11 protein-coding genes and 1 pseudogene are annotated in these 13,255 nt (G+C 37.4%); 7 read left to right on the top strand and 5 right to left on the bottom strand.

Translation table 11 applies throughout. The features are described from left to right. Positions 1-184: 184 nt before the first annotated feature. Together ACESPO_RS07345 and ACESPO_RS07340 are read left to right on the top strand one after the other, a co-directional pair. Positions 185-943, top strand: a complete 759-nt coding sequence (locus tag ACESPO_RS07345; protein WP_147611884.1) for a MerR family transcriptional regulator — start codon at positions 185-187, stop codon at positions 941-943. Between the two features lie 160 nt (positions 944-1,103). Continuing rightward, the gene (locus ACESPO_RS07340) at positions 1,104-1,574 is read left to right on the top strand and encodes a PcfB family protein (protein ID WP_336305008.1); all 471 of its coding nucleotides are present in this window, start codon (positions 1,104-1,106) and stop codon (positions 1,572-1,574) included. Positions 1,575-2,196: 622 nt separating this feature from the next. On the opposite strand, the pseudogene ACESPO_RS07335 reads toward ACESPO_RS07340, so the two are convergent. Next, positions 2,197-2,460: pseudogene (locus ACESPO_RS07335) on the bottom strand (transposase); the annotation flags it as partial. A 257-nt stretch (positions 2,461-2,717) separates the two neighbouring features. Between ACESPO_RS07335 and ACESPO_RS07330 the strand changes: the two are divergent. The 3 genes from ACESPO_RS07330 (at position 2,718) to ACESPO_RS07320 (ending at position 6,468) form a co-directional block, all read left to right on the top strand. Then, complete coding sequence (locus ACESPO_RS07330; RefSeq protein WP_147611882.1) at positions 2,718-3,971, top strand: AAA family ATPase; 1,254 nt, start codon at positions 2,718-2,720, stop codon at positions 3,969-3,971. A 531-nt stretch (positions 3,972-4,502) separates the two neighbouring features. Then, complete coding sequence (locus tag ACESPO_RS07325; protein ID WP_499788646.1) at positions 4,503-4,679, top strand: hypothetical protein; 177 nt, start codon at positions 4,503-4,505, stop codon at positions 4,677-4,679. Positions 4,680-4,800: 121 nt separating this feature from the next. After that, positions 4,801-6,468, top strand: a complete 1,668-nt coding sequence (locus ACESPO_RS07320) for a DUF4091 domain-containing protein (protein WP_016439446.1) — start codon at positions 4,801-4,803, stop codon at positions 6,466-6,468. A gap of 136 nt (positions 6,469-6,604) precedes the next feature. Here the strand turns inward: ACESPO_RS07320 and ACESPO_RS07315 are convergent, their stop codons facing one another. From ACESPO_RS07315 to ACESPO_RS07300, 4 genes are all read right to left on the bottom strand, one after another. Next, positions 6,605-8,179, bottom strand: coding sequence for an IS1182 family transposase (locus tag ACESPO_RS07315; protein ID WP_054705918.1), 1,575 nt, complete (start codon positions 8,177-8,179; stop codon positions 6,605-6,607). Between the two features lie 95 nt (positions 8,180-8,274). Further along, entirely contained in the window at positions 8,275-9,084 is an 810-nt protein-coding gene (locus ACESPO_RS07310; RefSeq protein ID WP_499788645.1) for a carbohydrate ABC transporter permease, read from the bottom strand. A 15-nt stretch (positions 9,085-9,099) separates the two neighbouring features. Then, positions 9,100-9,984, bottom strand: coding sequence for a carbohydrate ABC transporter permease (locus ACESPO_RS07305; protein ID WP_499788644.1), 885 nt, complete (start codon positions 9,982-9,984; stop codon positions 9,100-9,102). Between the two features lie 17 nt (positions 9,985-10,001). Beyond that, positions 10,002-11,309 (bottom strand): ABC transporter substrate-binding protein, encoded by a 1,308-nt coding sequence (locus tag ACESPO_RS07300; RefSeq protein WP_009263493.1) that lies wholly within the window; start codon positions 11,307-11,309, stop codon positions 10,002-10,004. 184 nt (positions 11,310-11,493) lie between these two features. Between ACESPO_RS07300 and ACESPO_RS07295 the strand changes: the two genes are divergently transcribed. Beyond that, positions 11,494-12,537: a uroporphyrinogen decarboxylase family protein gene (locus ACESPO_RS07295; RefSeq protein WP_008977263.1), complete on the top strand. Its 1,044-nt coding sequence runs from the start codon at positions 11,494-11,496 to the stop codon at positions 12,535-12,537. A gap of 44 nt (positions 12,538-12,581) precedes the next feature. Next, positions 12,582-13,238, top strand: coding sequence for a corrinoid protein (locus ACESPO_RS07290; RefSeq protein WP_336305011.1), 657 nt, complete (start codon positions 12,582-12,584; stop codon positions 13,236-13,238). The last annotated feature ends 17 nt before the right edge of the window (positions 13,239-13,255 follow it).

The raw sequence follows: 13,255 nt of genomic DNA, 5'->3' as shown, positions 1-13,255 counted from the left end.
ACCGCCGTATACGGAACCGTATGTACGGTGGTGTGGGAGGACGGTAAATAAAATAATTATTTACCTCCTACCCGATTAAAAATTAACTTGCGATGAAAATTTATAATAAATATATGATGAAAAAAGCCCTTGACATTGACGTTGCGTTAACTGTTATGCTGAGTGTAATGAAAGGAGTGGGAAGATGGAATACAGCATCAGAGAACTGGCTGATTTGGCAGGAATCAGTACAAGAACATTACGGTATTACGATGAAATTGATTTGTTAAAGCCTTGCAAGGTAAATGAGAATGGCATGCGTTTTTATGGAAAACAAGAAGTTGATCTACTTCAGCAGATTATGTTTTATAGAGAACATGATGTGAAATTAGATGTGATACAGCAAATCATTCATCAGCCCGATTTTGATGTGGAAGAAGCTTTGAAAGAACATCTGTCAGTTCTTTTAAAGAAGAAAGAACGGATTCTTGCTCTGATCAGAACAGTAGAACTTACATTGGATGATTGGAAAGGAGCATATCATATGAGCGATCAGATGAAATTTGAAGCATTTAAGGAGAGTTTGGTAGAAAAACATGAACAGAAATATGGAAAAGAAGCACGAGAAAAATATGGAGATGAATCTGTGGATGCATCTCACAAAAAAATTTTTAATATGACGGAGCAGGATTATGAACGTTTTCAAAATCTTGAAAAGGAAGTACTTCGCCAGTTAGAAGAAGCGGTAAAAGAAGGAGCAAAACCTGATAGCGAAACAGGTAAAAGAATCGTGATGCTTCATAAGGAGTGGTTAGGTTTTACCTGGAAGGAATATACAGCGCAGGCGCATAATGGATTAGTGCAGATGTATTTGGCAGATGATCGATTTTTGCAATATTATAATCGAAATGTGAATGGCTGTGCAGAATTTTTAGTTGCTGCAGTACAGTGTTGGGCTAAATAAAAATTAAAGTGACGTATAATTCTTACCTTTTAAATTAATCAAAACGCATAAGAATTCCAGTTTTGGTGTGAGTTTCTTATTACAGAAAGGCTCATCATAAAGCTTCAATTTTTGTAATGGATATCAGTATAATCTCGGTATCATCAATGCGAATATACCGGTGCAGTGGGTCAATGTATTCTACTGTACCGGTTCGAGTAACAAGCTCTGTGTTAAAAGAAGCTATGCGAAAGTATCTTCAGAATCAGGAAAAGCACAAAGTAAAGAAAGTAGCAAAAAAGCAGAAAAAAGTGTTCCTCGTGGAAAACAGACGGTTGGGAAACTGATGAATCAGAGGCAAGGTCTGACCAACATTGAAATTACCAATCGGAATATCAAATCCTTCGAGCGTGTTGCCAACAAATATAAAATTGATTTCGCTCTTAAGAAGGACAAATCTGTCGATCCGCCTAGATATCTGGTGTTTTTCAAAGCAAAGGATATGGATGTTATGACAGCGGCCTTTAAGGAATTTTCTGCCAAGGAGCTGACGAAAATGAATAAGCCATCCATTCGTAAACGATTACTGAAATACCAGAGTCAGGCTAGAGAAAAAAATAAGCAGCGTGAAAGAACCAAACAGAAAGATTGAGGGCAGGAACGTTGAGAGAAGAAGTGATGTAACAGAGATTATTGCTGCAACAGATGCCGGAAGAGAAGAACCTTTTTTTAGTATCGGTAGCTTCTTGCAAAGCCAATTTCATTGCAATCCATGTTTTCCTGTTCCAACTTCCTTTGATATAAAACTGTCGCATATTACTCAAAAAGTAAATGTAACTATCCTGTACACGGTTTATTACTTGTAATTGAGTATCTTTATATTTAGCCAAAGCTCCCGCAGCCGCTGATATGGCAATTTTCTTCTTAACTAATTCAAGTAAGGATTTGCTCTATTTCTTACGTTAAGAGCGTATCAAGTAGAATGAGACAAAAAAGGGACATTTTATTGACTATGATAATTGCTTTGCTCCTTTTTACAACCAATAGATATTATGTCTATGTTTTGTTTTACTCTTCATCATACACATATTCCTCATCTTCGTCTAAATACAGATCATCATACTCTTAACAAATCGTGAAGCGGCAGCTTCCCTTTTGATGTTTTGGGCTATATATCTATCTTTTTTCTAGTGAAAAAGATTAGAGAATACAAAAAAGCCGTACTTTAATACAGCTCTAAAACAGTTTTATAAAAATATTTAGAGTTTTAAAATTTACGCACTCTTCAACGGAAATAAATGTCTTCCTGTTTTCTCGTTTTGGATTTTGTTATGAAGTTTGTTCACGTTTTTTGCCATTGCAAGCAATACACTTTCCGCAAGAACATTTGATGTACCACGACTTAAATATCTACGAAACTGCATATCCTGTTTCAGTTCACCAAAAGATCTTTCTGATTGGATCCTTCTGTTTAGTCTTAGGAGAATCCCTTCGTCAGAAAGAATCCGTTCCAAATCTTCTTTTCGATATTTCAGAAATCAAGTTTATAGAGGAGATCAGACATTTCAGCGAGAATTGTTTAATACTACATTTGCAGAGTGGTCATCAGATTATACATTCATTTAGAGTATCAATTTTGGACACTTCAATCGAAAAATATAAAAACATCTAAATTCAGTACATAAAAGTGTGCAGATGTACATAAAATAGTAATGGTTATTGAAATTCAACTTGCTTTGTGATAGAATATCATTACTAAAAAATGTGCAAATACACAGAAATGGGGAGCGTAATAATGGAAATTAAAAGAGACGCTTATCTACAGCAGCTGATTGAGCGAAAAGATAATGGAATGATAAAGGTGATTACCGGCATTCGTAGATGTGGTAAATCCTTCTTGCTGTTTACTATCTTCAAGAGATATTTACTGGAGAACGGAATTGATACTGACCATATTATTGAGATTGCATTGGATGGTATCGAAAATGAGGAATTAAGAGATCCCAAGGTGTGCTTCAAGTACATCAAAGATACTATGAAAGACGATGGGAAGTATTATCTCCTTCTGGATGAAGTACAGTTCATGCCAAGATTTGAGGAAGTGCTGAATAGCCTGCTTCGCATGAGCAATATTGATGTGTATGTTACCGGAAGTAACTCTAAGTTCCTGTCCAGCGACATTGTGACCGAGTTCCGTGGCAGAGGTGATGAGATCAGAATCTATCCCCTCTCCTTTGCAGAGTTTTATTCTGTCTATGACGGTGATTACGACGATGCTTGGGATGACTACATGATCTATGGAGGATTGCCGCAGGTTGTAGGCTTCCAGAGCGAGCGACAGAAAGCAGATTATCTGAAGAACATCTTTGCCAATGTCTATCTGAAAGATGTAATTGAAAGAAACAAGATTCAGAGCATAGATGAGATTGGCATTCTGGTTGATATACTTGCATCTGCAATCGGCGCACCGACCAATCCATCGAAGATTGCCAACACCTTCGCCAGTGAGCGCCAGATGACTTATGCCAATAAAACTATCTCCAACCATATTGACCATTTAGCGGATGCCTTTTTGATTTCCAAGGCAAGTCGTTACGATATTAAGGGAAGAAAGTATATTGGTGCGAATCTGAAATACTACTTTACTGATCTGGGACTGAGAAATGCCCGTCTAAATTTCAGACAGCAGGAGCCTACTCATATTATGGAGAACATTGTTTATAACGAGCTGCTGATCCGTGGCTACAATGTTGATGTGGGTGTTGTGGAGATCTTTGATAAGAATAAAGAAGGTAAGCGTGTCCGCAAGCAGCTGGAGGTTGACTTTGTGGTAAACCAAGGCAACCAGAGATATTACATCCAGGTTGCTTATGACATGACTTCAGAAGAAAAGCAGACTCAGGAGTTCAATTCTCTGCGTAATATCCCAGATTCTTTCAAGAAGATTGTCATTGTGAATGGTAGCAAGAAACCTTGGAGAAATGATGAGGGTTTTGTTATTATGGGTATGAAGTATTTCCTTTTGAATGCAGATAGTTTGGAATTTTAATTTTTTTACACTTTCATTCTGGATTAAAAATGAGTCATTTAGACTACGCAACACTCTTTTTGAAGATGTGTCAACGTCTACTGTAACAAACTAGGAATCATGCTTGCCGGTGGCTGAAAGTTTTTTCCACAAAGCATGAGAAATGGTGTATAATGATACCAATACGAGATTCTCGTGTTACTGAAATTTACAATTGAATATATTATCAATTCCGCAGCGAAAATGTGGAATTGATAGCCTGAATATAGTTGTTGGCTACAAGACGTTGCAAAAAGCTGCAATTCAGTACTATCACCTCGATTAGAAAAATCTAATTTTTTTCTAATAAATCATCCTCAACTTAAGGTGGCAGAGGTCGATTTTAGGCTAACAACGATAGCATTCCCATAGCTAATAAAGCTAGGAAATGCAGAGGATTTCGAACCACAAGCTGACAAAAGCGTGTATCAAAAAAACAAGGGTGACTGTCACTCCTAAGCACTAGTTGTGGGTTTGATTCCCGCAGGGAATATTAGAGAAAGAGTGAAAATGATGAAGAAAATAGACATCATTTTTGCTCTTTTTTATTATATTTTAGAAGGCAAACGAATTGGGGAACCTGACAAAAATATGGGAAGTAATATAAGAAAAAGAAATGACTTTAGCAAGCATCAGCAGATCCTAGATTTAGATCATAGGGAAGTGAAGTTTCATTTTTATATAAAATAGTTAAATATATAGAAAAAGACTATAATAACTACACTTATATAGAACGTATCAATTATACTTCTTAAAAAAATAATGCTATACTTTTAATAGGATGAGAAGAAAAAAAGGAGAAAATAAAACAATGAGAGAAAAAAGAGAAGTAAAGTATCAGATGAAAGTGTTAAGCTCCTTGGTGAAGGTATTTCCGGATGAAGAACCGGTATATCGGCCAGAATGTGTAAAATTAAGTGGACTTTGGGACGAGACCGTATCCTATCAGGTTGCATATACCGGAAATCATTTTCTGAGAGAACGCGTAGATGTAAAAGTCGTTTCACCAATCGCTGAGTATGTACGTGTTCGGACGGTAGAACAGGTTCCAGTGGGACGTGCTACAAATGGAATTGTAGATGACAATTATTTAAAAACGACATCAGGACTCTATCCCGATTTGTTGAAGGACATCAAAGATGGAAAAGTAATTATCCGCTCTCATCAGTGGAGTAGTTTGTGGATCGATGTGAAACTGACGGATGAAATTCCGGCAGGAGACTATGAGATTGAAATTCAGCTTGTGAAAGATGATGCTGTAATATGTTCTGCAAAAAGAAAAATTACAGTGATCGGCGTTCATCTTCCAAAACAGAAAATTATGCATACGGAATGGTTCCACGCAGATTGCCTTGCAGACTATTATCATGTGGATGTTTTTTCAGAAAAGCATTGGGAGATACTGGAAAATTACTTCCACGAGTATGTAGATCGAGGCTGTAATATGATGATGGTTCCATTGTTTACCTATCCGTTAGATATGGAAGTGGGCAATGATCGTACAACGACTCAGCTCATCGAGGTGGAAGTGAAGAATGGCGAATATCATTTTGGGTTTGATAAAATGAAACGCTGGGTAGACCTTTGTAAAAAGTGTGGGATCGAATACTATGAAATGTCTCATCTATTCTCACAATGGGGAGCAAAGTATGCGCCAAAAGTTATGGCTCTCGTAGATGGAAAAGAAGAGCGGATTTTTGGATGGCATACACCGGCAGTTGGGGAATATACAAGATTTTTACAGGCATTTCTTCCGAGACTGGTTGAGAAGTTAAAAGAGTGGGGAATTGCAGAAGTGACATACTTCCATATTTCAGATGAACCAAGAGAAGAACACTTGGAGACTTTTAAAGCTGCAAAAGAATCTCTTGGCAATATGTTAGATGGATTCCATACATTTGATGCACTTTCCAGCTATGAATTTTATAAGCACGGTTTGATCAGCAAACCAATTCCGGGAAATAACGAGATTGAAGAATTTTTAGAACATGGTCTTACAGACATGTGGACATATTATTGTACAGGACAGTTTTACGAAGTAAGTAACCGGTTTATGTCAATGCCATCTGCCAGAAACCGCATTTATGGAATTCAGCTGTATAAATATGACATTATTGGCATTTTACATTGGGGGTATAATTTCTACAATAGTCAGCATTCTTATGAACACATTAATCCATATCAGGTGACAGATGCATCTAATGGATTCCCGGCAGGTGATCCATTCCTTGTATATCCGGGAGCAGACGGGCATCCGGAAGAATCCATTCGCATGATGGTTCATTACGAAGCATTAACAGATTTGCGAGCATTGGAATTGTTAGAAAGCCTGACAAGTAAAGAATATGTAATGGAATTAATCGAAGAAGATTTGGATGAACCACTTACATTTAAGCGATATCCAAAATCAGATATGTATTTGATTGCATTACGAAATAAAGTAAATAAAGAAATAGCAAGATTAAGTTCTGCTTCCTAAAAAATTAAAAGAGGATGTGAAAAAACTCGATTGAGTTTTTCGCATCCCTCTTTTTGCTTTTATTGTGCATAAATTGCTGGAATCCTACGCTGAAAAGGCGTACTTCCCCTACCCCATAGAGATTCTCTTTTTGAATCTATGCGGCAGTTCTATTTCTCATCTTTTTGTTCTGATATTTGTATAGATTATGTCCTATTGCCACAAGTAAAACTTCTAGTTTAACCGAATTAATACCTCTTCGGACAATTCTCTTGTACCAACGGTCATTTTTCATGATTCCGAAAGTGCCTTCTGCTTGTATCGAACGGTTCATTCGTAACAGCGCACCATGAATACTTTCTAAGTTTTCGATTACTTCCTGATGCATTGCAGTGAGTTCCTGATTGATCCGAACAGTTCGATTTTTAGCTGTTTTCTTACATTTCTCTGCATATGGACATCCACTGCAATCTTCACATTCATACAGTTCTTCCTTGCGTCCGTATTGATTTCCCCTCACACTTCTTCTGTATAAAAGATGAAATGCTTTATCGTTAGGACATCTCATGACACCTTGTTCATCAATTCTAAAATTAACTGCACGAAATGGATCTTCATGATACTTTCGATCCTTGGTTTCCTTTTTAAACATTGGAAACTTCATATACTTTTCAATTCCGTTCTGTTCGCAAAAAATATAGTTGTTATATGATCCGTAGCCAGCATCTGCCACAGGATACTTGGGATAGAAGCCATACGTTTGTTTGAAGTGCTTCATCAAAGGAATGAAACAGTCCATATCTGAACGATAATGGTTCACGTCAACAACTGCGATATATTCATCTGCTACACCAATCTGTACATTGTATGCCGGCAGAAGCTGATCATTGCCCATGTAATCCGTTTTGATGCGCATAAAGGTAGCTGATTTATCTGTTTTAGAATAGCTGTTACGATCAGGACCACAAATGTCAATTTTTTCTATATATTCCTGAAGTTTCTGACAGAAACCAGTCAAATGTTCATAATGACGCTGCTCTTTGGATTTTCTCTTTCCGCTTCCGTAAACAAATGTACTGATATCTAGATCCCATAAAAGCATTAGCTGATCAATGATTTCATTCAGATAATCTGGTACATACTCAGAATTCGTTGAAATCTGTACTTCACTCCATGCGATTTCTTTGTTGATTTCCTCAATCTCCGCAGTGATTTTTTCATAAAGCTTGTAACGGAACTTTTCGGTAGCCTTCTTCCAAACCCAGGTATATTTGTTGGCGTTTGCTTCAAACTTGGAACCATCGATGTAGATATGTTGCAAATCCACATGCTCCTCGTTGAAGATAGCTTGATTGATGTCGTTAAAAATGTTTTCAATCTTATCCTGAAGTACTTCGTTGATGAAATATCCAAAGGTTCGGTATGATGGAGTCTGGTGATCCATGAGATACATGAATCTGATATTGACTTTGCAGTTGTCTTCCAGTTCTCTCAGGGAGCAGTAGCCGCTGGTCATAAATCCGAAAAGTACTGTTTTTAACATGTTGACCGGATTATATCTGAGTCGTCCAGTTGTGTACTCCGGAATATCTGTCAGATACTTATTTAAATCGATTCCTCCCATCAATCTGTCAAATGTTAAAACAGGATCCAGCAGATCCAAACAATCTGAAAGAAACAGTGGTAAATATCCTTGTTTTGGATTATTATAATTTATAGTTGAAATTTTCATCGCAAGTTAATTTTAACATAAAAGAGGACCTTTCGTTCATTTTGAACGAAAAGTCCTCTTTTTCCGTAGAGAGTGTTATTTCACAGCCCCTTTTTTTATCCTTTGAGTCCACTCATGGACATTCCTTCTTCAAATTTGGAGTGTAAGAACAAATAGAAAATAAATGGAGGAAGGAACGTACAGGTTGCACAAGCCATTGTAAGTCCGATATCCGTATCGTATTGTGTCTGCATTGCTTTTAAAGCAAGCGGAAGTGTACGATAAGCATCATCAGTAGTGATAATGAGTGGCCATGTAAAGTTATTCCAGGCGCCAATAAATGTGAAAATTGCGACTGTCAGCATAGAAGATTTTACCAAAGGCAAAATGACAGTCCGTAAAATTTTACTGGTAGTGGCTCCATCTATTTTGGCAGATTCAATGAGTTCTTCTGGAATAGCCATAATAGCATTTCTCATAACAAATACACCAAAAGCAGTTGGCAGAGGTAAAATAAGAGCGCGGAACGTATTGACCCAGCCAAGACCACGTACGACTAAGTAAAGTGGAACAAGTATGGCACCCGATGGAACTAACATCGATAAAATCAGCAGAAAGAAAAGTTTATCATTTCCACGGAATTTTAATTTCGCAAATGCAAAACCAGCAGTACAGCTTGTAAATAATGTAAGAAGCACACCGGATATTGCAACAAATACACTATTGAAAAAATAGCGTAGGAATGTTGAGTTTGTAAAAATATTTTTATAATGTTTTAAGGTGAGTTTTGATAAAGCAAAATCAAAATCATATGCATTCACAGTACTTTTTAATGACATGAGAATCATGTATAAAAAAGGAAGAATGCACAGTAAGATTGTGATGATTAGAAAAATATCAACTAGTAAACGAGATGTCTTTTTCATTTCATGTTCTCCTTTTTATATTTCTGAATTCTCGTGTTTAATAAAGCGTTGTTGGAATAATACGATGATTAAAACAATCAACATCAGTACATTGGAAACGGCCATAGCATATCCGGCTTTGTTTCCTTTGAAAGTGAGTTGATATGCGTACATACTTAATGTTGTAGTAGACATCGATGGACCGCCGCCGGTCATAGTATAGACCATATCAAACACTTGCATAGCACTTATCGTTGATAAAAAAATGTTCATGATAATAGTAGGTTTCAAAAGTGGTAATGTAATTTTGGTTAAACAATCCCATTTTGTAGCGCCGTCTACTTTGGCTGCCTCGTAAAAAGTATCCGAAATAGAGGTAAGAGAAGCAAGCGTGATTACCATATAATAGCCCATACCTTTCCATACAATGATAAAGGCGACGGCAATAAAAGCAGTTTTACTGCTGCCAAGAAGAAGTGTGGGATCAATTCCAAATACACCAAAGATCGCTTTTACTGCCGGATGTCCACCATTTAAAATTGTGTTCCAAACAGTACCGATAACAGCGCTGGAAGAAAGCACAGGAACGAAAAGGGCTGCCTTTGCAATTTTTCCAAGCACGGTATCTTTACGAGAAGAAATTAGTATTGCAAAAAGAGTAGAACTTACGATTTCAAATGGCACGATGATTGCAGCAATCTTTAAAGTATTGATAATGCAAAGATGTAATTTGGAGTCACGAAATAGTCTTTGATAATTAAATAATCCGTTAAATTGCGCCGGTGTGATGATATTATATTTTGTAAAACTAAAATATATTGTAAGAATCAATGACCCCGCTACAAAAGTAAGCAGGATCATTGCAATTGGTGCGATATAAAGATAAGGCGCAAGGACGGATAGTCCTTTCTTTTTTTTCATAAGTGCCTCGATTCTTTTTATTCGTTTTCCGCGTAGTACTCTTTTAACAAGTCGTTTGCATAGGATGCAGATTCATCTAATGCTGCCTTTACATCTTGTTTTCCTTCCATGACAGCCTGAATGTGAGCTGCGTAGTTTTCAAGAATTTCGCTTCCGCAAGGACCAGCCTGTAATGGACGCCATTTATCACGATCTTCTGTAACGATACGTTCCATTTTAGGATCTCCTACATATTCTTCGCTTGCTGTAAGAGGGGCACCTGGAGCTACTTTGTGATATTCTGTCATAAACTCAGGACCTGTAATGTATTTGATCAAATCAAGTGCAAGCTCAGGCTGTTTGGATGTAGACATTACAGAGAGACAGTCAGCAGCACCGAATGTACCATACTCTTTATGTTTCAAAGAAGTTACGTAGTCCCAGTTTTTAAGATTTGGGTAATCTTTTGCAAAGGTTGTTTCATTAGAAGCAGAGGAGCGAGTTACACCAAAAGCGGCTTTGCCTTCTGCAAATACTGTAGAGAATGCATCTTGACCAGAAAGTGACATTGCATTTTCTGGCATATATGGCTGTAAACTCTTGAAAAATTCTAAGGCTTCTACACCAGCTTTTCCATTGAAAGCTACTTCTTTCAGATCATCTGTGTAGATATCTCCGCCAGCCTGCCATAATAAGCTATACATATAAGAATTTAAAACATAAAGGTTACTCATACTTCCACTATTAAGACCTACAGCATATCCGTACTGATCAATCTTACCATCGCCATCTGTGTCTTTTGTAGCTTTTTCACAGATACGAGCAAAGTCTTCCCATGTCTCAGGAGCTTTTTCCCCGATAGAATCTAAAATATCCTGATTATAATAAAGGACGAATGGTACACCGGTTACGATAGGAACACCGTATAATCCACCCATCATTTCACCACGATCCAGGAAGAGATATTCTTTGTAATCTTCTTCTTCAACCATGTCGGATAAGTCTGTTACAAGTCCGGAAGAGATATAAGTAGGATACATTTCCACATACATATAACCGATATCAGGTGTTTCTCCACCTGCAACTCCTGTAGACCATCTTTCTTCATAAGAACCCCATGGAATGATTTCCATTTCTACAGTACAATTATTTTCTTTCTCCCATCCGGCAAGAAGCTTCTTAAAGTTTCCTTCTGTGTCTTCATCGAGAGGAGGCAGCCACATAGTAAGTGTAGTAGGCTCTCCTTCTTTTGGTTTGTCTGCTTCCTTGGCTTTGCTTCCACAGCCAGCTGCAAGTGTTGCAAGCATGGAAGTACAAAGCAACAAGCTTAAAAGTTTCTTTTTCATTAGTTTTTCCTCCTATAGAAATAAGTTTCATACTTTCTATTGTAGAAGTATTTTTAGACAAAGTAAAATTGATAAAAGCAATAAGAAGTTACTACATATAGAAAAAATCTATAAATGAAAATAGGAAACGATTGATACTGTTTGAAAATCATGATAATCTTTAAGAGAAAGGCAGGGGGTAATTATGAGATTGGAAAAACATAATGCGGATGAAATGACTCCATTGGAACGTATCTATGCATACGAGCATGGATTATCCTATGACAGAATACCGAGTGTACCATTTATAGGCAATGTCAGATGTAAAGTAGGGGGAATGACACCGGAAGAATATTGGGATTCTGCAGAAAATATGGTAAAAGCAGAACTGATGTCTTATCAGAGATTCGGCTTTGACAGATTAGGAATCGGACCGAATACAAGAGGGATATCAGATGCGTTAGCAGATCAGGTTCCGGATAAGAAACAAGGAAGTCTTGTTTTGGATGATTACAGTAAATTAGAATACTTAGAACCTGTAAATGCAAGAAATGATTTGGTAATTCAAAGATTTTTACAGGCAGCAGAGATGCTCCAAGAATCTGCAGGAGAGATTGTTCCTGTTGAGATAAGCATTGGAGGTCCCCTTACAATTGCATCATTTTTGCGAGAGATTGAGCTGCTTTTACGCGATTGTAGAAGAAATGGCGATAAAGTACAGAAATTACTTCGCATTATTGTGGATTCCCAAAAGAGCTGTATTGATGCATTTGCACAATATGGTGTAGGAATTGCGATGGCAGATCCTGTGGCAAATCCGGCGCTGATCGGACCAAAATTATATGAGAAATTCGTTTTTCCTTATACAAAAGAATTGACAGACTATGCACTGGAGAGAACTGGAAAGAAAGTATCTCTTCATATGTGTGGGGCTACCTATAGTATTTGGAAGTATATCGAACAATATCAGTTAAATGAAATTAGCTTAGACAATATTGTGGATTTGGACAGGGCTGCGCGAGAATTAGGAAAAAAAGTACCAATTGCCGGCAATGTAGATCCTGTACAGAGTATGCTGAATGGTACAAAAGAAGAGATTTTTGCAGATGTTCAAAAATGCATAGAACTTGGAAGTTCTGCTGAGAAGGGATTTCATCTTACGACCGGTTGTGATATTCCGGACGGAACTTCACCTGAAAAAGTAGATTGGTTTATGGAAGCAGCTAGATTATACGGGAAGAAAAGATAAGCTTATATTTTATGAAAAGGGAATGGAATTTGGAGGAAATGAAAATGGCAAAGTCAAAAGAAGAATTATTAGAAAAACTGTCGGAATGTGTATTGGAGATGGAAGAGGAAGAGGTAGTCGACGTTGCTGAAGAATATATTGCAGCAGGTTATCCGGCATTTGACGGGATTATGGATGGTCTTGTAGATGGCATGAATAAAGCTTCGGATCTTTATGATGAAGAAGAGTATTTTGTAACAGATATTCTTCTTTGTTCGGATGCTATGTATGCTGGGTTGGAAGTGCTGCGTCCACACCTTCCTGAAAGTGCACAAAGCGGAGAAAAACCGAAGGCGATAATTGGAGTTGTAGAGGGAGATACTCATGATATTGGGAAAAATCTGGTGAAGATCATGATGGATACAGCTGGATTTGAGATGTATGACTTAGGACGAGATGTTCCACCGGAAGCATTTGTAAAAAAAGCAATAGAAATCCAAGCACCGTTAATCTGTATTTCTACGCTAATGACAACTACAATGATTGGAATGAAAACGGTGATTGAGCAATTAAAGGAACAAGGGATTCGTGATCAAGTAAAAGTCATGGTTGGTGGAAGTCCGGTTTCACAGAAGTTTGCGAATGAAATAGGAGCGGACGGATATTCCGTGAATGCAGTGGAAGCTGTAAAACTGGCAAAAAGATTATTAGATCTTGCGTAAGTAATGGGAGGAAAATG

The sequence above is a fragment of the Coprococcus sp. HPP0074 genome, assembly GCF_964238105.1.
GTDB classification, from domain to species: domain Bacteria; phylum Bacillota; class Clostridia; order Lachnospirales; family Lachnospiraceae; genus Faecalimonas; species Faecalimonas umbilicata.
The sequence above is the reverse complement of the archived record's forward strand: the minus strand, read 5'-3'. Positions and strand labels throughout refer to the sequence as shown.